The organism is Streptomyces sp. NPDC046122, from assembly GCF_056429965.1.
On record NZ_JBWKLQ010000001.1, the window covers coordinates 970,833 to 994,166 of the forward strand.

Here is a 23,334-nt window from a genome sequence, read left to right on the forward strand (position 1 = left end):
ACGACAGCCGTTTCGCGGCCCTGGGGCGAATCCGCGCCGCTGGGTGGTAAGGCTCCTGCCGCCGTAGTCCGGGTGCCCACCCACCTTCGCGCCGAGGAGGATGGTTTGTCGGCAGGGCGGGCGGGCGGCGTGGCGGCGTGGATGCTCGTGGGTGTAAGCGCTCCTATCGTCACGCGGTGCGGTGGTGCCACTATGCGGGAGCGGTGGCCCCTTACGTTCGTGTCCTGCGCTGAATCCGGTCGGGCCATTCCGTCGCAGGAGACGAGGTGCGGCGAAGGCTCCCTGGGCGCGGTGGCGCCCAGGGAGCCTTCGGGAGGTCGGTTGTCTTGTACGGAGGACTAGAGCGCGATCCACTCGGTGGAGGTGGTGACCTCCTTCAGGACGTCGGGGAGCGGCTCGATGCCGAGTCCCGGACCCGTCGGGACGTCGAGGTGACCGTCCGCGAGGAGGAACGGCTCCGTGATGTCGGTGGCGAAGTAGCGGTGGGAGCCGGAGGTGTCACCGGGGAGGGTGAAGCCGGGGAGGGCGGCGAGGGCGACATTGGCGGCGCGGCCGATGCCGGTTTCCAGCATGCCGCCGCACCAGACGGGGATGCCGTGGGAGCGGGCGATGTCGTGGATGCGGCGGGCTTCCAGGTAGCCGCCGACGCGCGCCGGCTTGATGTTGATGATCGAGCAGGCGCCGAGGGAGATGGCGGCTGCTGCGTCGGCGGCGGATTCGATGGACTCGTCCAGGCAGATCGGGGTGCGCAGCAGCTTGGCGAGCTGGGCGTGCTGGACCATGTCGTCGTTGGCGAGGGGCTGTTCGATCAGCAGGAGGCCGAAGTCGTCGAGCTTGGCGAGTTGCTGGGCGTCGACGAGGGTGTACGCGGCGTTGGCGTCGACCTGGAGGAGGAGGTCGTCGCCGAAGCGCTCGCGGACGGCGCGGACGGGTTCGACGTCCCAGCCGGGCTCGATCTTCAGCTTGATCCGGACGTAGCCCTCGGAGACGTAACCTTCGACGGCGTCCAGGAGCTCCGGTATTGAGTCCATGATGCCGACGGAGACGCCGCACGGCACGCGGTCGCGGGACGCGCCCAGGTAGGCGCCGAAGGTCTCGCCCGACGTGCGGAGTTGGGCGTCGAGGACGGCGGTCTCCAAGACCGACTTCGCCATGTGGTGGCCGGTGAAGGGTTCCAGGGCGCGGCCGACGGTGGCCGCGTCCACGCCGTCCTTCGGCAGGGCCGGGACGAGGAAGCGGCGCAGGACGTCCTGGGCGCCGTCGACGAACTCGGAGCAGTAGCGGGGCTCCGACATGGCCGCGCACTCGGCCCAGCCTTCCGTGCCGTCGGAGGTGACGACGCGGACGAGCAGGACGTCGCGGCTGGTCTCGACGCCGAAGGAGGTGCGGAACGGGGCGACGAGCGGCATCGCGATCCGGCGCAGTTCGACGCCGGAGATCGTGGTCTTCATGTGCGGGTGACTCCTGGTGAGTGGTTCAGGCGGCGGGGCCGGCGGTGCGGTGGATGACGTAGCTGCGCCGGTCGTGGAATCCGGCAACGCGGGCTCCCTCGGCGAGCAGGCCGCCCAGGGTGTGCCGGACAGCCAGACGCCAGTCGCGGGCGGCGTCCGGGTCCGTACGGCGGAGGGACTCGATGTCGTCGGGGAGGTCAATGAGGACGGTGGCGGCGTCGGTGTGTCCGATCACGGGGTGGCCGTCGTGCTCGCGGACGCCGTGGGCCACGTCGGCGGGCAGCTCGAAGACGTACGGCCCTGCGGGCGCGGTCAGGTCCCAGGCGGTCAGGACGCGGTCGGACTCGTCGCCGCCGTTGATGGCGTCGTCCATGGCGCCGTAGAACGACGTCAGGTACTCCTCGGGTCGGGCCCCGAGTTTGACGAGGTTGAAGTAGGCGTTGCGGCGGATCAGCGGGTCATAGGTCCAGGTGATGCGCTTGATTCCGCGGGCGAGGGCCCACTGGCGCTGGTGCAGTTTGAGGGCGAGGCCGATGCCGCGTCCCATGGCAGTGCCGGTGATGTGGGAGTGCAGGGTGGTGCCGATGGGGTCGCCGAAGAAGGCGACGGACGCGCCGACCAGTCGGCCCTGCTCGTAGGCGCCGGCGACGTAGTTACCCGCGTGCGACAGGGCGCGCATGATTTCCGCGGAGACGGGCGGGCTGTCGGCGTCGGTGCCCCAGATGTGGGCGTAGAGGCGGCTGACGGTGTCGAGGTCCTCCATGGTGTGGAGTTCCCTGAGGTCGAGTGCGTTCACTGCATCGCTCCGACGAGTTCGGCCAGGAGCCGGGCGCGGTCCGGCATGGCGGTGGTGACGACGTGTTCGTGGTCGGCGTGGGCGCCGTCGCCGACGGCGCCGAGGCCGTCGAGGGTGGGGCAGCCGACTCCGGCGGTGTAGTTGCCGTCGGAGGCGCCGCCGACAGCGGCCTGCCGCAGGGGGCCTAGGCCGAGTCGTGGGGCGATGTCGTCGGCCAAGGCGAAGAGCTTGTGGGAGGCGTCCGGGTCCAGGGGCGGGCGGTTGGGGCCGCCGGCGATCCGCAGGCGCGCCTCGGGATCATGCGGCTGCAGGGTCCTGATGAGCTGGTCGACGGCTTCCTGCGCCACTGCCGTGGGGACGCGTACGTCCACGCTGAGGTCGGCGCGGGCGGGCACGGTGTTGTTCGTGGTGCCCGCCGACATCACGGTGGGAGTGACGGTCGTCCCGGGCCCGGTCTCCGCGGTCACCGTGTCGGCGATCCGGCTCAGGGCGAGGATCTGGTGGGCGAGTTCGGTCGCCGCGTTGACGCCCTTCTCGGGTTCCAGCCCGGAATGGGCGGCGCGGCCGTGAACGGTGATGTCGTACAGGGACATGCCCTTGCGACCGGTCTTGAGCGCACCCCCGGGGGCGGACGGCTCCAGGACGAGGGTGGCCGCGCACTGCCGTGCCAGGTCCTCGATGAGGGGGCGGGAGGTGTCCGAGCCGACCTCCTCGTCGCCCGTGATCAGGACGCACACTCCGTCGAGGGAGGGCAGGGAGGCCAGGGCGTGGAACATCTGGACCAGGCCGGCCTTCATGTCGAAGACGCCCGGGCCGCGTGCGATGCCCTGATCCACCGACCAGGGGTGGGTCGTGAGCGAGCCGATCGGCCAGACGGTGTCGTGGTGCCCCAGGAGCAGGATGCGCGGGGCACCGAAGGTCCACTGGACGTGGGTGACGCCGTCGACGACCAGCGTCTGCGGGCGGGCGCCGAGCAGTCGGCTTCCCTGGTCGGCGACCACCTGTGCGCTGCGGGCGACGGCGGCGTGGTCCGCGGAGTACGACTCGCAGGTCACGAGTTCTTCGAGGTCGGCGAGCATGGCGTCGAGGTCGAACGCGCCGTCCGCTCGCAGTGGACGGGGTTCTTGGTCAACCGGCACGGTGGGTCCTCCAGATTGGGATGACCGCCACGCTAGGCAGGCTGGACACGGCCCGGTTGGTGCCGTGGTGACAAGCTGGACGTCCGGTTCGTACTGCGGACCCAACGCCCGCCGGAACGGCTGGTGCCCGGCGGGTCACACGACCGGCCGGTCACCGTTTTAAGGGTTAAACCCAGGTCAGCCCATGTGCTTGGCCATGAGCTGCCGCATGTTCCCGCCGAGGATCTTGAGGATGTGGGCTTCCGGCAGACCTCTGTGGAGCAGCGCCTCGGTCACCAGGGGCATGCCCGCGGGACCCTCGAGCCCAGGGAAGTCGAACATGGGGTCCTCCTCGTCGAGGCTCTCGCAGCAGGGTGGCGTGACGTCGTGCATGACCTCGCGTACGAAGTCGGAGCCGAGGCCGACGTGGTCGATCCCGGCGACCGAGACGATGTGCTCGATGTGGTCGACGATCCGGTCGGTGCTCACCTTCGCCTGGTCGTCGGTGAGGAAGTCCGGTACGAAGTTCACGCACACCACACCACCCGTGGCCGCCACGCCGCGGATCTGGTCGTCGGTGAGGTTGCGGTGGTGGTCGCGCAGGGCTCGGGCGCACGAGTGGGTGGCGATGAGCGGCCGGGTAGCCAGTTCCAGGACGTGTGCGACACCGCTCGCCCCCAGGTGAGAGATGTCGAAGAGCATCCCGAGGCGTTCCATCTCGTGGAGCGCTTCGACGCCGGGTGCGGTCAGCCGGCTGCCGGTGGCGTCCTCTCGGCTGCCGTCGGCGAGCGGGGTGCGTCCCCAGTGGGCGATCGAGGCCATCCGTACGCCCAGCCGGAAGAGGGTGGGAAAGAGTTCGACGGAGGCGTCGATGCCGGGAGCACTCTCCAGGGCGAGGACGAGGGCGATCTTCCCCTCGGCGAGGGCAGCGTCGATATCTGCGCCGTTCAGGCACAGTGCGACCTGGTCGGCGTTGGCCTCGGCGAGGACGTGGGCGCACTCGATCATGCGGAGGGTCTGCCGGAGCGCGCCCTCGGGCCGGTACTGGTCGTCGATGAACACGGGCAGGACCTGGATGTCGATGCCGCCCTCGCGCAGTTGCGGCAGCCAGCGTTCGCGGAAGAAGGAGCCCCAGCGCTTCGGGGGGCGTGCGGCGACGGCCATGAGGAGGTCGTTGTGCGCGTCGGCGACGACGGCACGGTGGTGGAGGTCGTGGGACACGGCGGGCCTTTCGGGCGGTGAAGAGGCGTCCGGCGGCCCTGGAAGGGGTGTGGGGCCACCGGACGCTCGGGAGGAGGAGCGAGTGGCTCAGGCGCGGGCCAGGCGCGGGACCGCGTCGAGCAGGGTGCGGGTGTACTCGTGGCGAGGCGCGCCGATCACGTCCTCGACGGGGCCGGATTCCACGAGCCGGCCGTGGTGCATGACGGCGACGGCGTCGCATACGTACCGGACGACGGCGAGGTTGTGCGAGATGAAGAGCATGGTCAGGCCGAGTTCGCCGCGCAGTTCGCGCAAGAGGTTGAGGACGGCGCCTTGGACGGAGACGTCGAGGGCGGAGGTGATCTCGTCCGCGATGAGGAGTTCCGGCTCGGCGGCGAGGGCGCGGGCGATGGCGACGCGCTGGCGCTGGCCGCCGGAGAGTTCCCGGGGGTACTTGCTCGCGTACGTGGCGGGGAGGGAGACCAGTTCGAGGAGCCGTCCGACTTCCGCCGACCGCTGGGCGCGGGGGACGCGGGTGCCCTCGGCGATGGCGTCGCCGATGCTCATGCGCGGGTTGAGCGAGGAGTACGGGTCCTGGAACACCATCTGTACGCGGCCGCGTGCGACCCCGGAGACGGTTCCGCTGTACGGGGTCAGGCCGGCCACGGCGCGGGCGAGGGTGGACTTCCCGGAGCCGGACTCCCCCACGAGGCCGGTGGCGGATCCCTTCGGCACCTCCAGGCTGACACGATCGACGGCGGTGAAGGAGCCGAAGCGGACGGTGAGTTCGCGGATGTTCACAGGACCTCCCAGCAGGCCACGGAGTGGGTTTCCGTACGGGCGAGCAGCTTGGGGCGGATGGCGCAGCGGGCGGTGGCGAAGGCGCACCGGTCGGCGAAGGCGCAGCCGTCGCCCACGTCGCCGGGCGCGGGCTGGCGGCCGGGGATGGTGGTGAGGGGGCCCGAGCGGTCGGTGTCCATGTCGGGGAGCGAGCCGACGAGGGCGCGGGTGTAGGGGTGGCGGGCGTAGTGGAGGGCGTCGGCGGGGAGTTCCTCGACGATGCGGCCGGCGTACATGACGGCGATCCGGTCGCACAGTTCGCTGACGACGGCGATGTCGTGGGAGATGAACAGGGTGCCGGCCTGCGTCTCGTCGACCGCTTCGCGCAGGACCCGCAGGACCTCGCGCTGGACGGTGACGTCGAGGGCGGTGGTGGGCTCGTCCGCGATGATCAGGCGGGGCGTGTTCATCAGGCCCATGGCGATGACGGCGCGCTGGCGCATGCCGCCGGACAGCTCGTGCGGGTAGCGCTTGGCGACGTCGGCGGGGTCCTTGATGCGGACCCGGTCGAGCCGTTCGACGGCGCGGGCCCGAGCCTCGGTGCGGGTGGCGCCGTCGTGCAGGGTGGCCACTTCGGCGAGCTGGCCGCCGACGCGCAGGGCGGGGTTGAGGGAGCTGGTGGGGTCCTGGAAGACCATCGCGAGCGACGACCCGAGCAGCTTGCGGCGCTCGGAGTCGGTCAGGCCGTCGAGGTCGACCCCGCCGAGCCGCATGCGAGCGCTGCCGGCGAGGCCGGGGTAGGGCACGATCTGCCCGATGGCGGCGGCCGTCATGCTCTTGCCGCTGCCCGACTCGCCGACGAGGCCGACGATCTCTCCCGCGCGGACGGTCAGCGACACCTGCCGTACGGGGGTGATGCCGCCGGGGAAGGCGACGGTCAGGTTCCGTACCTCCAGGACAGCGTCCGGAGCGGGCTCGTCCCGCCGGGGGACCACCACGGGGGCGAGGGGCTTGCCGACCGTTTCGCGGGTGTGGGCGGCCGCCTTGGCGAAGGTGTCGCCGAGCAGCATGAAGCCAAGGCCGGAGAGGCTGACGGCGAGCGCGGGGGCGACGACGACGGACGGGGTGACGTAGACGTGCCCGAAGGCTTCGTTGAGCAGCCGGCCCCAGTCGTACGAGGGTGCCTGGACGCCCATGCCGAGGAAGGACATCGCGGACAGGCCGAGCAGGGCGCCGCCCATGGCCTGAGCGGTGTTGAGGATGAGCGGTTCGGCGATGTTGGGCAGGATGTGGCGGGTGAGGATGCGGTGGCGGGGCACGCGCAGCATGCGGGCCGCCGCGATGTAGTCGGATCCGGCGACGGACGCGGTCATGGTGTGGGTGAGCCGGGCGAACGTCGGTGCGAGGGCGACGCCGATGCCGAGGACGGCGCCCTGGGCGCCGAGGCCGGCGGCGACGGCGGTGAACATGGCGAGCAGCAGGGCGGGGAAGGCCACGAGCAGGTCGACCGTGGCGATCACCGCTCGGCCCGCGCGCCGGGGCAGGATCTGCGGCAGGGTGCCGAGCAGGATGCCGGTGACGGTGCCGATCAGGGTGGCCAGGAAGGCGAGGCCCAGGGTCAGCCGGGTGGCGACCAGGGTCCGGGCGAGCAGGTCACGGCCGAGGGCGTCGGTGCCGAGCAGGTGCGAGGCGGAGGCTCCCTGGCTGATCTCCTTCGGGTTCATCCGGGTGGCGGCGTCCTCCCAGATCGGCGGGCCGACGATGGCGAGGAGAACCATGAGGGCGACGATCACGGCGCCCAGCAGACCGGCGGGGTTTCTCAGCAGACGGCTCATCAGCCCTCCCTGCGGGTGGAGGCAGACGGAGTGGACAGAGTCGACTTGGGGTCGAGGATCCCGAGCAGGATGTCGACGAAGAAGTTGACGACGAGGACGAGCGCGCCGTAGACGAGGATCATCGCCTGCGCCACGGGGTAGTCCTTCTGGGTGATGGCCTCGACGGTGCGCAGGCCGAGTCCGGGCCAGGCGAACACGTTCTCGACTAGCACGCTGCCGGTGATCAGCCCGCTGAGCAGTAGGCCGCCCATGGTCAGGGTCGCGGTCAGGGTGTTGGGCAGCAGGTGGACGGCGTACAGCCGCCAGGCGGGCAGCCGCTTGGCGTGGGCCAGGCGCATGTAGTCGGTGTCGAGTTCGCGCAGGGTCTCGACGCGCGCCAGGCGGGCGATCATCGCCGCCGGGGCGATGGCGAGAGCCGTCACCGGCAGCACGAAGGAGGCGGGCCCGGTGAGACCGGCCGGCGGGAACAGGCCGAGCCCGAGAGCGAGGACGAGCAGCAACGCCAGACCGTACAGGTACTCGGGGATGGCGACGGCGGCACCGGTGAGGGTGGTGAACGCGCTCTCGGTGCCCCTCCGACGTCCGTTGTGGGTGCGGACGGCGGCCCACAGGCCCAGCGGCACGGCCACGGCCAGAGCGGTGAGGGTCGCCAGGAAGGCGAGGGCCAGGGTGTTGGGGAGGCCCTGGCCGATGATGTCGGTCACCGGCTGGGAGCTGAAGAAGGAGGTGCCGAGATCGCCGGAGAGCAGCTGCCGCACATAGTCCGTGAACTGGGTGACGAGCGGCTCGTCGAGCCCGAGTTCGCTCCTGCGCTGGTCGACGAGTTCCTTCGGCGCGGTCGGGCCGAGCATCTGGCGCAGCGGGTCGCCGGGGATGAGGTGGATCATCGCGAACGAGGCGACGACGAGCACGGCGAGGGAACCGGCGAGTCGGAGCAGATGCCGGGCGAAGAAGCGCGGGGTCAGTCGCCGGGGGCGGCGCGGCGACGCGGCAGTGGCGGTGGGCGCTTCGTGCGGGGTGAGCACGTCGGATGGGGTGGTCACTTCTGTCCTCCCGTCATCCGGATCGACGTCGGGTCGAAGAGGCCCGACGTGATGCGGAAGGTGGCGTTGTGGGCGGCGATCGTGACGGTCTTGTCGACGACGGGGACAATGTCCGCGCTGTCGAGGAGCGCGTGTTCCGACCTCTCCCACAGGGCGCAGCCGGCGGCGCCGGGGAGCCTGCTCGCCTCGGCGGTGAGCCGCTCGTAGGTCTTGTTGGTGAGGTGGGCGAAGTTGCCGCCGTCGGGGGTGAAGGGGCCCGACAGCGCGCCGAGCAGCTGGGTGGGCAGCGTGACGCCCAGCGGCGCCCAGTTCACGTCCCAGTCCTGGGTGACCGCTTCCACCTCGCCGTACGCGGCGTCGGACAGAGCCCGCAGCCGGACGTCGACGCCGACGTTCTTCCACGACTCGGCCAGGTACTCGGCCGCGGCGGCCATCGTCTCGCCCGACGACGTGCCATAGATCATGCGCAGGGTGAGCCGCTTCCCTTCCTTCATGCGGAATCCGTCGGGGCCGCGGCGCCACCCTGCGGCGTGGAGCGCCGATCCGGCCGCGTACGGGTCGAAGGTGGGCAGGTGGCCGGCGATGGTGTCGCCAGGGCAAGGCTTCGGTTCCATGACCAGCCCGGTGGGGGTGCGGCCGGTCCCGCCGGTGGCGATTGCTCCGAGCGATTCGAAGTCGACGGCCTGGAGCAGGGCCTTGCGGACTGCCGGGTCGCTTCCCGGGTGGCCCTTGCCCTGGTGGAAGAAGAACTCCTGTGTGCCGTTGGCCTGGTCGGTGGTGGTCACCCCGGGGATGTTCGTGATGCGGGCGCGGTCGGGGCCGGCGAGCTGTGCACCGTTCAGCTGGTGGGAGAGCAGCAGGTTGGCGGTCGTCGCCTCGCTGCCGACGACCTTGAGCACGACGGAACCGGGCATGGCGGCGTCGGCGGTGGTCGCCCCGCCCGGTCCCCAGGCGTAGTCGTCGCGCTTGGCGAAGGTGTAGCTCTGGTTCGGCTCGGCGGAGGTGAGCCGGAAGGGGCCCGACCCGGAAGTGCCGGTCTGGAGCAGACCGCGGTCCTTCAGACCGGCTCCGCAGACGATGAACAGGTAGCGGGTGCTCTGCAGGGTGAAGGCGAACGGCTCCGACGTGGAGAGCGTCACCGTGCGGGCGCTGTCGTCCGCCTTCGCGGTGAGGCCCTCGGGGACCACGACGCCGTACGCGGGCGACTTGGTGGCCGGATCGGTGATGTGGGCAACGTTCGCGGCGACGGTGCTCGCGGTCACGGGGCTGCCGTCGGCGCAGGTGACGTCACGGCGCAGGGTGAAGGTGACGGAGGCGGGCTTGACCTCCCACTTCTCGGCGAGCCCGGAGACGATCCGGCCGTCGGGCCCGGCGTGCACCAGGGTGTCGTACGCGAGCGACAGCGCGGTGTACGTGGTGGTGTTCTGGACCTGGGCGGGGTCGAGCAGTCCGGGGTCGCTCTTGATCGCGAAGCTGAAGGCATCACCGCCGGACGATCCGGCCTGGACGACGCTGCCACAGCCGGCCGCCAGCAGGGACACCGCCAGACAGGCGGACAGCGCCTTGGCTCTCTTCATCGAGGGCATCGGGGGCTTCATAGGGGGACTCCTTGGGGCGGGAGAGTTGCCCTACAGTCGCGGCTGGTGGCCGGAATTGATTCAGTCGGGGCGACGAAAGCCGCTGGGCCTGTTGGGTGGGGGATCCCAAGTCGGGCGGCGACCGCGAAGACACGACGGCCCCGGACCGCGGGAGAAGCGGTCCGGGGCATGGCAGGTCCGTACGGAGGGGTGACAGGCACGGGTGGCTCGTTCACGTCCGGCTACGGAGGTGGTCGACGGCGATCCTGGCGGCGCGGCCGATCGCACGGTCCGCGAGGGGCTGCCGGGTGGCCGCCGTCGAGGTCCGCAGGAAGACGCCCACGGCGTACCGCTTGCCGTCGGGGTACTCGATGACGCCGGCTTCGTTGCGTACGGCGAAGTCGGTGCCGGTCTTGCCTGCGAGCCGCACACCCGCTTCGGGGAAGCCGGAGACCAGGCGGTGCTGCCACACCTGTTGGCTCATGATGTCGCGGACTTCGGCGCAGGCTGCCGCCGGACCGGCTTCGTCGCGCCAGATGGCGGCGAGGAGCGCGGTCACCTCGCGGGGCGTGCTCGAAGGGCTGGTGCCGGGGGCGCAGGCGCGGAGGGCGAGGAGCCGTTCGTCGGGGATGCCGGTCAGCTGGTCGTCGATGGAGCGGTCCGGCGCGAGGCCGAGTTCCTGGCGGATGTCGTCGTCCAGGGCGGCGGAGGAAGAGAAGCCGAAGCCCTTGAAGCCCAGATCGTCCAGGGTGGCGCGGACCCGGTCGGGGCCGACGACGTCCAGGAGCAGGTCGGTCGCGGCGTTGTCGCTGATCGTCATCATCATGAAGGCGAGGTCGCGGGCGCTCATCTCGACGTCGTACGCGCAGCCGTCCGTACCGCTGCCGCCGGCCCGGTAGGCGGCCGTGACCGTGTGGCGCCGGGCCGGGTCGAGCTCTCCGGCCGCCACCTGGCGGGCGTACTCGAGCGCGATGGGGATCTTGAAGACGGAGGCGAGCACGACCTGGGTGTCGGCGCCGTGGCCGAGCTCGGCACCCGTGTCGAGGTCCCGGGCGTGGACGTACCCTTCGACACCGGCCTGGGTGAAGGCGGACGCGAGCAGGGTGCGGGGCCGATCGGCCCCGGCCGACCGCGCTGCGGCTGTGGTCATGTCGTCTTCTCCTGACGGGTGGTGGCGGCGGCTGGTGCCCGGCGCAGGTGGTCGACGGCGGTCCGTGCGGCGCGGCCGATCGCGGCGTCGGCGGCCGGGTTGCGGCCGCCGAGGTCGGGGGTGCGCAGGAAGACCGCGACGGCGTAGCGGCCGCCGTCGGGGTACTCGACGACGGCGGCTTCGTTGAGAACGCCCCATAGAGAGCCGTTCTTGGCCGCGACGCGCACGTCGGGCTCGAAGCCGGCGATGAGGCGATGGGTGGACAGCTGATGGCTCATCAGCTCGCGGACCTCGGCGCAGGCTTCGGCGGGGCCGGCCCGGTCGCGCCAGACCGCCGTGAGCAGGGAGGTGATCCCCCGCGGTGTGCTGGACGCGGATCGGGTGGGGTCGAGCATGGCCAGGCCCCTGATCCGGTCCTCGCTCACCCGGTCCAGCTGGGCGTCGATGTCGCCGTCCGGGTCGAGGCCGAGTTCCGCCCAGACCGGGTCCCACAGATCGCGGTAGCGCCCGACCGGCAGGTTCGGGCAGCCCAGTTCGGCGGCCACGGCGCGTACCCGGTCCGTGCCGAGGATCTCCATGAGCTTGTCGGTGGCCGCGTTGTCGCTCATGGAGAGCATGAAGAAGGCGAGGTCGCGGGTGCTCATGGTGACGTCGTGCTGGCAGCTGTCGGTGCCGATGCCGCCGCCTTCGCGGTTGGCGGCGGTGATGGTGTGGCGGGCGGCCCGGTCGAGGGCTCCGGCCGCCACCTGGCGGGCGTACGCGACTGCGACGGCGATCTTGCGGATTGAAGCGACGATGACGGGAGCGTCGGCACGGAGGGCGACCTCGCGAGCGTCACCGTCACCGTCGATGTCGCGGGCGTGGACGAAGCCCTCGACTCCGGCTTCGTCGAAGATCACCTGGAGGCGAGAGGTCACCTCGTCAGCGGCGGACGGTGGTGCCATGGGGGTTCCAATCATGCGTGGATGGGGTCAGCCGGTCTTCGGGGTGGCACGGCCGCTGTAGTGGAGGTACGAGGGGCCGTCGGGGCGCTGCTCGAACACCACCGCGTCCCAGATCGAGTCCCCTTCGTCGCGGCCGACGAAGGTCGTCGCGTCGACGGCGACGAGGTCCAGGGTGCGGGAGCGGGCGAGGCCCACGAGGATGCCGGTCGGCTCGGTGCGCAGGCTCAGTCGGCCCTCGTCCGCCGTAACGTGGGTCCTGCTGCCGGCGCGCTCGTACACGCCGGTGAAGGGGGCGACGTCAACGTGGACGGGCTGCTCGGGCGGGGCGATGGGGGCGGGGACGTCGATCGCGTGGAGCTCCCGGAGCAGCTCTGTGGCCAGCCGATGCTGGAACTCGACGCTCCGGCCACCGTTGATCAGCGCGGCGACGACGGTCCCGAGTTCGGGCAGCACCCAGAGGGCGGCGTGCTGGCCGATGGTGTCGCCGGTGTGGGAGACGACCTCGTGACCGTCCCACTCGTCCAGGCTCCAGCCGATGCCCCACTGCCGTCCCCCGGCATGCGGATTGGGCAGGTCGACCTGCGCCCGGCGCAGTGCGGCCGGGTCCGCGAGGAGCGCGCCCGGAGTGAGGTGGGCACGGCCGAAGGAGACCACGTCGGCGGCACGCGCGCAGATGAGGCCCGCGGGACCGACGGACCGGGGCAGCCCCCACTGCGGCACCACGGCGCCCTGCTCGTCGTGGCCGACGGCTGCGCCGAAGCGCAGGACATCCTCGGGCAGCGTCCAGGTGTGGGTCAGTCCCAGCGGCTCGCAGATCTGCTCCCGCAGGGCCTGGTCCCAGACCGTGCCAGTGAGCCGCTCGACGACCCGGCCGGCGATGACGAATCCGGAGTTGCAGTACGAGTGGGAGTCCCCGACGGGGAAGGTCTGCTCCAGGTCGGCGCACGCCTCGACGTAGCGCCGCAGGCAGTCGTCGCCGCGTCCGGTGTCCAGGAACAGGTCGCCGTCGATGCCCGAGGTGTGGGTGAGCAGGTGGCGCAGGGTGATGGCGGCCGTTGCTTCCCGGTCCAGTACTCGGAATTCCGGCAGGATCTCCGCGACGGGGGTGTCCAGGGTGACGCGGCCGTCTTCGACCAGGAGCATCAGCTGGGTCGCGGTCCACGCCTTGGTGACCGAACCGATCTGGAACAGCGAGTCGGTGCGTACGGGCGCCCCGGCGGCGGTGTTGAGGACACCGGTGGCGCACTCGTGCACCTCACCGTCGTACCAGAACGCGACGCTCGCGCCGGGGACCTCGGAGTCGGCGGCCAGCGCCGCCAGGCGACGCGCCCAGTGCTCGATGTCGACCTTCACGCACGTCCTCCGGGTGGCTCGATGCGGCTCCTTGAACTTGGCGGGAATCGTACGTGCGGAGCACCCCCGAACGGTTCGTCCTCGGATACGAAGATGCAGGTCGGAGCTTGGTCCTGCGGACGACTCCGGGGGCGGTGGGCCTTCCTAGGGTGGCGAGCACCCGACGTACGAGGAGACGAGACGACGATGCCGCTGATCGAGCGCGACGACTGCGCACTGGTGATCATCGATGTGCAGACCGATTTCTATCCGCCCAAGCGGCTGGACGTGGACCGGCAGCGGTTCCACGACATGGTGCGGCGCATCGCCTGGATCACGTCCGTGGCCGACCGCCTGGGCATCCCGGTCGTGGTGACCGAGGAGGATCCCGACACCAGCGGCCACACCGTGCCGGAGATCCGCGAGGTGCTGCCGGCCAAGGCGGTCACCCTGCCGAAGAACACCTTCGCCGTGTGGGACAACCCGGACATCGCCGCCGCGATCGAGGCCACCGGCCGTACGACCATGATCCTCGTCGGCATCGAGACCGACATCTGCGTGGCGCACTCGGCGATCCAGCTGCACCACGCCGGCAAGCGCGTCGTGGTCGTGGACGACGCCGCCTACTCCCCCGGCCAGGCCCACGAGCGCGGCCTGCGGCGCCTTGCGTCCCGAGGCATCGAGACGCTGTCGACGAAGGAGCTGTTCTACGACTGGGTGCGCACCATCCAGGACGCGGACGCCTTCCACGACACCCACAAGGACCTGACGGTCCCGCCGGGCGTCCGTCTCTGACTCCGAACGGGGCGGCTCTCAGTCGAGCCGGGCGGCGGGACCCGTTTCGGTCTCGCCGCCGTTCTGCGTCTGCCCCGGGCCCAACAGGCGCAGCTGCAGCATCGCGGCGAACCTCGCCGCCGGATCCTGAAGGTCGATCTCGCCCACCTCGGACACCCTGCGGATCCGGTAGCGGAAGGTGTTGGGGTGGACGAACACGCTCGCGGAGGCGGTGATCACGTCGCCGAATGCGTCCAGCCACGCCCGCAGGGTCTCGACCAGGTGGGCGTTGTGCTTGGCGTCGTACGACATGAGGCGGGCGAGGGGCCCTGAGAGCTCGTCGCGGTTGGCGACGGCCAGGTCTCGCATCTCGATGAGCAGGGCGTCGACGTACACATCGGCGATGGAGGCGGCGCGCTTCCCGGTCCGGCCGGTGAACAGCACGCGCAGTGCCCGGTCGGCGTTGGCGCGGGAGCGCGGGAGCGCGGCGGGCTCCTCGGCGACCGAGCCGATCCCGATGACGGCGCCGGTCCGCTCTCCGGTGCGGGCCAGGAAGTTCGAGGCCACCTGCAGGGCACGCTCGCGGGCGTGGGCGGTGTCGCCGGGCACGGGGAAGAGCGCGTACGCCACGTCGCCGAGCAGGGCCACGGCGGAACGCGGCTGTACGGCGGTGAGGTGGACGGCCAGGGCCGAGGCGAGGCGCTGGCGCTCGGCCGTGACGTGGGCGTGGTCCTCGCCCCGCTCGGGAGCGAGGCCCATGGCCATGACCAGGGTCGGTTCGTCGACGAGCCCGAGCCGGCCGAGTGCCTCGACCGCTCCGGCCCCGCCTTCCAGCGTGGTCGTGACGAGGTCGGCGCGCAGCCGGTTCTCGGCGTCCGTGCCCGCCCGGAAGCGGAGCATGTGGAGGGCCACGAGCTTCGCCGCCTCCAGGAACGCCTGCTCCCGCTCCGGAGTGAGGGGCTTGCGCAGCGCCGCCCACACCGATCCGAGGAACTCGTCCCCGGCCCGGACCGCCACCGCCACCCGCGGCAGCGCCACCTCCTCGCCGAGAGTCGGCGGGGGAACGTGCACCAGGCCCTCGCTGCGGTACAACTCCTTGAAGACGCCGTGCTCCTCGTGGTGGCGCAGATAGCGTTCGGGCACCTGGCGGGCCAGGATGCTCTCCACGCGGGGGGCGTCCGCCTCGTCCTGCCGGCCGGAGAACGCGAGGATGCGGGAGCGGCGGTCCTCGATGGTGATGGGGGCGTCGAGCAGGGTGGCGATGGCGTTGGCCAGGGCGAAGAGGTCCCCGGACGGCACGCCGCCGAGAGTCTGCTCCTCGCCCTCGCGAGCGTCGCCGACGTCGCCTTCGGCGAGCTGGGTGCGCAGCATCGCCGCCAGCTGCGACCAGGACGCGCCGCGGGTCAGGGCGAGCAACGCGACACCGGTCTGGTTCACGACCGGTTCCAGCTCGTCGGCGTCGTCGACGGGGCCGCGGACGACCAGGGCAGTGGCCCCGAGCGCGGCGAGGTACCGCAGCAGCCGACCGATCTCGTCCGTGCCGTGCACACCGACGCCGAGGACGATGGCGTGCTCCGGATAGTGCTGCTCGTCGTACGGATCGTGGATGCCGACGCCGCCGATCTCCCCGGCCGCGTCGGGGTCGCCATACAGCAGATCCAGGAGGGTGTGGCCGAAGTCCTCCAGCACCCGGCTGAGGCTCCGGGCAGGGTGCGTCGACATGTGCCTGATCATCTCCGCAGGTTAGGACGTGCGCAGCCCTGCGATGTGGTACGTCAGAACGAGGGTACGTCAGCCCGTTCGTACCCCGGTACGAACGGCCTTGCCGGCGTCCCACAGGCGGGCGACGGCGGCTTCGGCGAGGGCGTCGGTCGAGTCCACCAGCGGGAGCATGCGGGCCGCCGCCTCGCTGATCAGCGGGATCTCCGTACAGGCGGCGATCGCCGCCTGGGCACCCTGGTCCTTGAGGCTCTCGGCCGCCGCGGCGATCCAGTGCTCGGGCTCGGCGGAGTCCGTACCGCCCTTGACCGCACGGATCGCCGCGTCCACGTACGCCTCCTGCACGGGGGCGGGGACCTGGACCACGTCGAGCCCGAGCCGGGCGCCGGCCCGCTCGTACAGCCCGCTCACTCGCGTCCCGCGGGTCGCGAGGACTCCCACCCGCTCGAGCCCGGGCGTGCGACGGGCCGCCGTCTCCAGGGCGGCCCGGATCATGTCGAGGACCTCGACGCCGGTCGCCTTGGACAGCTGCTCGACGTAGGCGTGCGCGGTGTTGCAGGGGACGGCGATACAGGTGACCCCCGCGCGCTGGAGCCAGCGGGCGCCCTCCACGAGGGCGGGGACGGGGGACGGCCCGTCCCCGAGCAACGCCGCGGTCCGGTCCGGGACGGCGGGATCGGCCCACATGACGACGGGCAGATGCGTCTGGTCGGAGCCGGCCGGGGTGCGTTCGACGACCCGGCGGTAGAAGTCGGCCGTGGCGAGCGGCCCCATCCCGCCGAGGATGCCGAGGGTCGGGCGGGTGACGTGACGCATGGGGGGGCCTTTCGCTGTTCCCGCCGTCGTCCGCCGGGGCCTCCCGTGATCGTGGTCCGCCCGGATGCTCCGGGTGTCGTCGTCGGCTCCACAAACTTCCGTCCGTCTTGGTACGGGGAACCGGACGGCTCCTCGCCTGGCGAAGGATTCGGCCGCGCGGACGAAGTGGGCAGGTCAGAGCTGTGGCGGAGGCCGAACTCCTCGACACGGGCCCCGGGTTTCACTGACCACCGGCCCCGTCTTGGGCCGCTGATCGTCAACGCGAAGGTCCACCATGCACACGTACGACCCTGCCCTCACCGACCTCGTCGTCGCCTCACTGCGCGACCGCCTCCTGAACCGGCCCGCCCTCAACCAGCCGGGCGAGGCGGACAAGCTCGACCGGGTCCTGGCAGGGCTCATCGGAGCCGAGGGCAACGATCCGGGGGAGGTCCTGCGGCTGTGGACCGAGCAGCTGGCGCCCACCGTGATCGCGGTCGACAGCCCCCGCTTCCTGTCGTTCGTCCCCGCCGCCCCCACCCAGGCCGCCGTCCTCTTCGACATGCTCGTCTCGTGCTCGTCGATCCAGGGCGTCTCGTGGCTGCTCGCCTCCGGCCCCGTCGCCGCCGAGAACCAGGTACTGCGCCTGCTCGCAGACCTCGCAGGGATGCCGGCCGACGCCGGCGGCTGCTTCGTCTCCGGCGGCTCGGCCGGGAACCTCTCCGCCCTGGTCACCGCCCGCGACACGGCCCGTCGCCTCCGGGGCCTCGGACCGTACGACCGCGTCCGGTTCGCCGTGTCGGACCAGGCCCACTCGTCCATCGGCAACGCCCTGCGCATCATCGGCGTCGCACCCTTCGTGGTGCCGACCGTGGACCACCGCCTGACCGGCCCCGCCCTGCGCGCCGCGCTTCTCGCCGATGCCGACCCGTCCGATGTCATCGGGGTGGCGGCCACCGCGGGCACGACCAACGCGGGCATCGTCGACGACCTGGCGGGAATCGCCTCCGTGGCCCGGGACGTCGACCTGTGGCTCCACGTCGACGGCGCGTACGGCGGCGCCGGCCTCCTCGCCCCGAGCGTCCGGGACCGCTACCGGGGCATCGAGCACGCCGACTCCTTCGTCATCGACCCCCACAAGTGGCTCTTCGCCCCCTTCGACTGCGCCACCCTCCTCTACCGTGACCCGCGCCTGGCCGGAGCGGCCCACACCCAGGACGCCTCCTACCTCGACGCACTGCACACCGACGACGACACCCAGTGGAACCCCAGCGACTACGCCCACCACCTCAGCCGCCGCGCCCGCGGCCTCCCGCTGTGGTTCTCCCTCGCCGTCCACGGCACCCATGCCTACAGCGAGGCCATCGAGAAAGCCCTCACCCTGGCCCGCGACACGGCCGCACTCATCCGAAGCACCCCGTACCTCGAACTCATCCGCGAACCCGAGCTCTCCGCCGTCCTCTTCCGCCGTATCGGCTGGACCACCGAGGACTACACGGAATGGTCAGCCCGCCTCCTCGCCGGCCAGACCGCGTTCGTCGCACCCACCGGCTGGGAAGGCGAGACCGTCGCCCGATTCGCCTTCCTGCACCCGGATACCACCCTGGAAATCGTCGACGAAATCGTGGGGACCATGGCCTGAGTTCCTGTGACACCACAACGGGAAGCCCACATCGGCCGCTCCTTCGAAGGAATCCCCGGGAAGCACCCACCGATTACCACCAGGGCTGACAGCATCTGCCCCGTAAATGCCAATCACGGGAGGGGCGAGCCATTGGAGCGGCAGGTCAATGAGCGGCAACTCGCCGTGCTGAAGTGGGTAGAAGCCGGGTGCCCTGCCGATGCATGGGAGACCAGCTCCTACAAGACCACCTGCCAGGCGTTGGTGCCCGGGCGGGTACGAGATCAACCTCGTCGGCATCCCCGCCTGGCGCCTCGCCGTCCTCGAACCCGTCCCCGTTCGCTCCCGGCTCACACGGCCGCACACCGTGGTCCGGGCCATGCAGAACGAACAACAGCCACTGGGCCTCACGAAGCCCGTCCAAGGACGTGCCCTCCGGCTCGTCCAGGCGCTGATCACCGCTGCCGAGGCCGATGGACATTCCAGTTCAGCAGGACAGACCGGCTTCGCGCCCCCGTCTCATCGCCGCCGCAGGGCATCTCCCCACTTCGCCATCACCGCACAGGGCCAGACCGTGGGGTTCCTTGTCCTCCAGGAGCAAGACCGGACCGAACACGTCGCCACCGAGAAGGAACTCGCCGCGGCCAAGAAGGACTCCTGGGCCAGGATCCCCCGCTTCGACTACACCCCGTCCGAACGGCTCCGCTTCGTCCTCAGCGGCGGCCAACCGCACCGGGCGAGCGAATGGTCCGACACCCCCGGCCGCCCCCTCGAAGACCAGCTCGCCGAGATCGCCCAAGAAAACACCCTCCGCGGCGAAGCCGCCGAACGCAGACGCCTGGACGAAATCGAAGCGGCACGCCAGAAGCGCATCCGCTGGGAAGCCGCCATGGAAGAAGCCCGAATCCGGTATGCCGAGGCGTACCGCGTCAGCCACTTCGAGGCGCAGGAAGCAACATGGCGCCACGCCGCTCGACTGACGGAGTACGTGAGCGCCGTACGCACCCGGGTCGAGGCCATGCCCCCAGGCCAGACCAGGACCAAAGCCGAAGCCTGGATCGACTGGGCAGCAGCCCGCGTGGAGCGTCTCGACCCACTGAACACGCCGCCCCGGCTGCCCGACATTCCCGAGCCACGCCCCGACGACCTGAAGCCCTTCCTCGGGCACTGGAGCCCTACGGCCCCACCTACTGACGCCCGCTCCGCCACAACTCCGGCCCGCCGAAGTACGGCGGCAGCGCGCCTGCCACCGCAATCAGCGGCGCCCGAACCCGGCGAAATTTTCTTCAGGTTCCGCAAAACCAGCCCTCGGGAGCGCGCCTCCCAGCCGACGTGACCTGCACGATCAGGCAGGTGACGCCTCGTCAGAACGAGCGCCATTTGAGCGTCACGAGCGTCATTTCAGCGTCAAGATATCGCCCGTAACGCCCGCAGCGCACATAATGCGCACGCTTAAAACCGCAGGTCAGGAGCCCTTTGCGGCCGGTTCGAGGATGGCGACGCACTCCACGTGATGCGTCATCGGGAACAGGTCGAACGCCCGCAGCGTCCGCACCTTGTAGCCGTTGGCCGCGAAGTACGCCAGGTCGCGGGCCAGTGCCGCCGGGTCGCACGCCACGTAGGCGATGCGGCGGGCGCCCAGGGTGGACAGGTGCTTGACCGTCTGCTTGCCGGCTCCCGCGCGGGGCGGGTCCAGGACGATCAGGTCGACGTTCGTGATGCCGGTGCGCGGCAGGACCTGTTCGACCTTGCCCTGCTCGATGCGGACGCGCTCGAAGCTCTGCAGGTTGTGGCGGGCGTCCTCCACCGCGCGCTTGCTGGTCTCGATGCCGAGCACCGCGCCCTGGTCGCCCACCCGGTCGGCGATCGCGCCCGCGAAGAGGCCGACGCCGCAGTAGAGGTCGAGGGCCGAGTCGCCCTTGCGGGGCAGCAGGCCCTGCATGACGGCGCGCATCAGGGTGTCCGCGGCCTGCGGGTGCACCTGCCAGAACCCGCCCATGCCGACGCGGTACGTACGCCCGTCCGCCCGCTCCCGTACGAAGGCGCGGCCGTGCACCCGGTGCACTCCGCCGTCCTTCTCCTCCACGCGCAGGACCGAGACCGGCTTGTCGAGCTCGACAAGCGGGAGGCGGCCGCCCGGGCGCGGGGTCAGCACGACCTGGCGGTCGTTCGAGCCTGTGGCCGCGATCGCCTCGACCGACGCCATCTGGGGCCAGTCCTGCTGCTCGATGCCCAGCTCACTGACGCCCGGCGCCGCGATCATGCAGTGGTCGATCGGCTGCACCTCGTGCGAGCGGTGCTTGCGCAGGCCGACGCGGCCGTCGGCGTCCACGGCGTACTGCACGCGCGTGCGCCAGGCGGGGACCTCGCCCTGCGGGAGCTTGTCGCCGGGCGCCGGCATGACGGTGCCGTCCCAGCCCGCCTCCTCGGGCGTGAGGCCCGCGAGGCGCATGAGCTGCTCCGCGATCACCTCGCCCTTGAGCCTGCGCTGCGCGCCGGGCTTGGCGTGCTGCCAGTCGCAGCCGCCGCATTTGCCCGGTCCGGCGTACGGACACGGGGCCTCGATGCGGTCCTTCGACGCCTCGAGGACCTCGACCGCGTCGGCGCGCAGGTAGCGGGAGGACTCGTCGCCGTCCGTCACGCGGGCGCGGACCTTCTCGCCGGGCAGCGCGTGCCGTACGAACAGCACCCGGCCCTCGTCCGTGCGCGCGATGCAGTGGCCGCCGTGGGCGACCGGGCCCACCTCGACCTCGTACTCGGTCCCGACGAGGGAGTCGGCCGGCTCGGCCGGCTGCGCGGCTTCCTTCGAGTCCTTGGGTACTGACTGCATGACGGGGTGACTCCAGGGATCAAAGGGGTACGGCCGGACTTCAGCCCACCAGTCTACGTGGGTGTCGTCCGGCCGTTCACCACAGCGAAGCCGGGAAGGAGCGAAGCCGGGAAGGAGGTCAGCGCTTGCCGCCGCTGTTCTCCTTCGGGCGGCGGTCCACCGGACCGCGCCGCACCGCACCGGGCGCGTTCCACTCCTGGCGCCTCTTCGCCCGCTCCTTGGCGAGCTCCGAGGACTGCAGCTGGTACGGCACCGACGTCACCATGACGCCCGGGGTGAACAGCAGCCGGCCCTTCAGCCGCAGCGCGCTCTGGTTGTGCAGCAGGTGCTCGTACCAGTGGCCGACCACGTACTCCGGGATGTAGACGCTGATCGCGTCCCGCGGACTCTCCCGCCGCAGGCCCTTCACGTAGTCGATGATCGGCCGAGTGATCTCGCGGTACGGCGAGTCCAGGATCTTCAGCGGCACGTTGATCCCGCGCCGCTCCCACTCCTCCTTCAGCGCCTTCGTCTCGGCCGGGTCGACGCTGATGCTGAGCGCCTCCAGCTTGTCGGAGCGCGTCAGCTTGGCGAAGGCCAGGGCCCGCAGCGTGGGCTTGTGGACCTTGGACACCAGGACGATGGAGTGGACGCGCGAGGGGCGCACGCTGTCGTCGGAGGGGCCCTCGTCGGCGGCGATCTCCTCCGCGACCCGGTCGTAGTGCTTACGGATCGCACTCATCGTCCCGTAGAAGATCACCATGCCGAGCAGCGCGACCCACGCGCCGTGCGTGAACTTCGTGGCCAGAACGACGACGAGCACGAGGCCCGTGAAGAACGCGCCGAACGTGTTGATCGCCCGCGAGCGGATCATGCGGCGGCGCGTGGCCTGGTCCTTCTCGGTGCGCAGGTGGCGGTTCCAGTGCCGGACCATGCCGATCTGGCTGAGCGTGAAGGAGACGAAGACGCCGACGATGTAGAGCTGGATCAGCTTCGTCGAGTCGGCGCCGTAGATCCAGACCAGCAGGATGGCCGCCCCGGCGAGCAGCACGATGCCGTTCGAGAAGGCGAGGCGGTCGCCGCGGGTGTGCAGCTGGCGCGGCAGGTACCGGTCCTGCGCGAGGATCGAGCCGAGCAGCGGGAAGCCGTTGTACGCCGTGTTGGCGGCCAGGAAGAGCACCAGCGCGGTGGCCGCCGCGAGGAGGACGAAGAAGAAGGTCCCGTCACCGAAGACGGCCGCCGCGACCTGGGAGATCACGGGGTCCTGTACGTAGTCCGGTCCGACGGCGACGCCGTTGTGGAGCAGGTCCTTCGCGGGGTTCTCGGCCATCTTGACGTCGGTGGCCATCGCGAGACCGATGATGCCGCAGAACATCGTGACGGCCAGGCCGCCCATCAGCGCCAGCGTCGTGGCGGCGTTGCGGCTCTTGGGCTTGCGGAAGGCCGGGACGCCGTTGCTGATCGCCTCGACGCCCGTGAGCGCCGCACAGCCGGAGGAGAAGGCGCGCAGCAGCAGGAAGACGAGCGCGAAGCCGGCCAGGCCCTGGTGTTCGGGCTTGATCTCGAAGTCGGAGGTGGGGGCGTGCATGGTGTCGTCCATGACCATGCCGCGGTAGGCGCCCCACGCGATCATGAGGAAGACGCCCGCCACGAAGACGTACGTGGGGATAGCGAAGAGCTTGCCGGACTCCTTGACCCCGCGCAGGTTCATGAGCGTCAGCAGCACGATGATGCCGATCGCGCACAGCACCTTGTGCTCGACGACGAAGTGGATGGCCGAACCGAGGTTCTCCACGCCCGACGAGATCGACACGGCGACCGTGAGGACGTAGTCGACGAGCAGGGCGCTGGCGACGGTGAGGCCGGCCCTGGGGCCGAGGTTGGTGTTGGCGACCTCGTAGTCGCCGCCGCCGCTCGGGTACGCGCGCACGTTCTGGCGGTACGAGGCCACCACGGTGAACATCAGCACCACGACGGCGACCGCGATCCACGGGCTGAAGTGGTACGCCGACACACCCGCGATGGAGAGCACCAGGAGGACTTCGCCCGGTGCGTACGCCACGGAGGAGAGCGGGTCGGAAGCGAAGACGGGGAGCGCGATGCGCTTGGGGAGAAGGGTCTCCCCCAGCTTGTCACTGCGCAGGGCCCGGCCGATCAGGATCCGTTTGGGCACGTCGGTCAGTTTGGACACGCAGAGGATCGTAAGCGTTCGAAATGGGCATCGCCCACCCACCACCCCCCACCACGGAATCTCCGTTGGGTGCGGCCGTCTCCCCGCCTTCGCCACACTCCGGCGGCCCGGAGCAACCCGGAACGGCCCGCGGGACGTCCTACGTGATCGATGACGCGTTCGGCGTTGCCGCTACGGTGGACGAAGACAGGGGTGAGGC

The 23,334-nt window shown here is 71.0% G+C and carries 18 protein-coding genes; 3 read left to right on the plus strand and 15 right to left on the minus strand.

Annotated features, from left to right (window positions below):
* Nucleotides 1–338: 338 nt before the first annotated feature.
* From menC to AC07FK_RS04225, 11 genes are all read right to left on the minus strand, one after another.
* On the minus strand, nt 339–1,451 hold the full coding sequence (menC, locus tag AC07FK_RS04175) for an o-succinylbenzoate synthase (RefSeq protein WP_479102324.1): 1,113 nt from the start codon (nt 1,449–1,451) through the stop codon (nt 339–341).
* A 25-nt stretch (nt 1,452–1,476) separates the two neighbouring features.
* Nucleotides 1,477–2,247, minus strand: coding sequence for a GNAT family N-acetyltransferase (locus AC07FK_RS04180; RefSeq protein WP_479102326.1), 771 nt, complete (start codon nt 2,245–2,247; stop codon nt 1,477–1,479).
* Nucleotides 2,244–3,326, minus strand: coding sequence for a M20 family metallopeptidase (locus tag AC07FK_RS04185; protein WP_479102587.1), 1,083 nt, complete (start codon nt 3,324–3,326; stop codon nt 2,244–2,246). The genes AC07FK_RS04180 and AC07FK_RS04185 overlap by 4 nt, the downstream gene beginning before the upstream one ends.
* 237 nt (nt 3,327–3,563) lie before the next feature.
* Nucleotides 3,564–4,586: a dipeptidase gene (locus AC07FK_RS04190; RefSeq protein WP_479102328.1), complete on the minus strand. Its 1,023-nt coding sequence runs from the start codon at nt 4,584–4,586 to the stop codon at nt 3,564–3,566.
* A gap of 87 nt (nt 4,587–4,673) precedes the next feature.
* Complete coding sequence (locus AC07FK_RS04195) at nt 4,674–5,366, minus strand: ABC transporter ATP-binding protein (RefSeq protein WP_479102330.1); 693 nt, start codon at nt 5,364–5,366, stop codon at nt 4,674–4,676.
* Complete coding sequence (locus tag AC07FK_RS04200; protein WP_479102332.1) at nt 5,363–7,180, minus strand: dipeptide/oligopeptide/nickel ABC transporter permease/ATP-binding protein; 1,818 nt, start codon at nt 7,178–7,180, stop codon at nt 5,363–5,365. Before AC07FK_RS04200 ends, AC07FK_RS04195 begins: the two co-directional genes overlap by 4 nt.
* Complete coding sequence (locus AC07FK_RS04205; RefSeq protein WP_479102334.1) at nt 7,180–8,223, minus strand: ABC transporter permease; 1,044 nt, start codon at nt 8,221–8,223, stop codon at nt 7,180–7,182. The genes AC07FK_RS04200 and AC07FK_RS04205 overlap by 1 nt, the downstream gene beginning before the upstream one ends.
* The gene (locus AC07FK_RS04210; RefSeq protein WP_479102336.1) at nt 8,220–9,821 is read right to left on the minus strand and encodes an ABC transporter substrate-binding protein; all 1,602 of its coding nucleotides are present in this window, start codon (nt 9,819–9,821) and stop codon (nt 8,220–8,222) included. Before AC07FK_RS04210 ends, AC07FK_RS04205 begins: the two co-directional genes overlap by 4 nt.
* Before the next feature lie 211 nt (nt 9,822–10,032).
* The gene (locus tag AC07FK_RS04215; RefSeq protein ID WP_479102338.1) at nt 10,033–10,950 is read right to left on the minus strand and encodes a serine hydrolase; all 918 of its coding nucleotides are present in this window, start codon (nt 10,948–10,950) and stop codon (nt 10,033–10,035) included.
* On the minus strand, nt 10,947–11,894 hold the full coding sequence (locus tag AC07FK_RS04220; RefSeq protein ID WP_479102340.1) for a serine hydrolase: 948 nt from the start codon (nt 11,892–11,894) through the stop codon (nt 10,947–10,949). The genes AC07FK_RS04215 and AC07FK_RS04220 overlap by 4 nt, the downstream gene beginning before the upstream one ends.
* Before the next feature lie 27 nt (nt 11,895–11,921).
* A complete protein-coding gene (locus AC07FK_RS04225; RefSeq protein ID WP_479102342.1) occupies nt 11,922–13,247 on the minus strand; it encodes a serine hydrolase domain-containing protein in 1,326 nt (441 codons plus the stop codon).
* 186 nt (nt 13,248–13,433) lie between these two features.
* On the opposite strand from AC07FK_RS04225, the gene AC07FK_RS04230 reads away from it, so the two are divergent.
* Nucleotides 13,434–14,021, plus strand: coding sequence for an isochorismatase family protein (locus AC07FK_RS04230; protein ID WP_479102344.1), 588 nt, complete (start codon nt 13,434–13,436; stop codon nt 14,019–14,021).
* 18 nt (nt 14,022–14,039) lie between these two features.
* Here the strand turns inward: AC07FK_RS04230 and AC07FK_RS04235 are convergent, their stop codons facing one another.
* Together AC07FK_RS04235 and cuyB are read right to left on the minus strand one after the other, a co-directional pair.
* Nucleotides 14,040–15,722, minus strand: a complete 1,683-nt coding sequence (locus AC07FK_RS04235; protein ID WP_479102345.1) for a PucR family transcriptional regulator — start codon at nt 15,720–15,722, stop codon at nt 14,040–14,042.
* A gap of 69 nt (nt 15,723–15,791) precedes the next feature.
* Nucleotides 15,792–16,535, minus strand: a complete 744-nt coding sequence (gene cuyB / locus AC07FK_RS04240) for a cysteate racemase (RefSeq protein WP_479102346.1) — start codon at nt 16,533–16,535, stop codon at nt 15,792–15,794.
* 274 nt (nt 16,536–16,809) lie between these two features.
* On the opposite strand from cuyB, the gene AC07FK_RS04245 reads away from it, so the two are divergent.
* Both AC07FK_RS04245 and AC07FK_RS04250 read left to right on the plus strand, forming a co-directional pair.
* Nucleotides 16,810–18,156, plus strand: coding sequence for a pyridoxal phosphate-dependent decarboxylase family protein (locus AC07FK_RS04245; RefSeq protein WP_479102347.1), 1,347 nt, complete (start codon nt 16,810–16,812; stop codon nt 18,154–18,156).
* A gap of 346 nt (nt 18,157–18,502) precedes the next feature.
* Nucleotides 18,503–19,471, plus strand: a complete 969-nt coding sequence (locus AC07FK_RS04250; protein WP_479102348.1) for a hypothetical protein — start codon at nt 18,503–18,505, stop codon at nt 19,469–19,471.
* A gap of 129 nt (nt 19,472–19,600) precedes the next feature.
* Here the strand turns inward: AC07FK_RS04250 and AC07FK_RS04255 are convergent, their stop codons facing one another.
* Together AC07FK_RS04255 and AC07FK_RS04260 are read right to left on the minus strand one after the other, a co-directional pair.
* Nucleotides 19,601–20,965: a class I SAM-dependent RNA methyltransferase gene (locus AC07FK_RS04255; protein ID WP_479102350.1), complete on the minus strand. Its 1,365-nt coding sequence runs from the start codon at nt 20,963–20,965 to the stop codon at nt 19,601–19,603.
* A 118-nt stretch (nt 20,966–21,083) separates the two neighbouring features.
* Entirely contained in the window at nt 21,084–23,135 is a 2,052-nt protein-coding gene (locus tag AC07FK_RS04260; protein ID WP_479102352.1) for an APC family permease, read from the minus strand.
* Between the last annotated feature and the right edge of the window lie 199 nt (nt 23,136–23,334).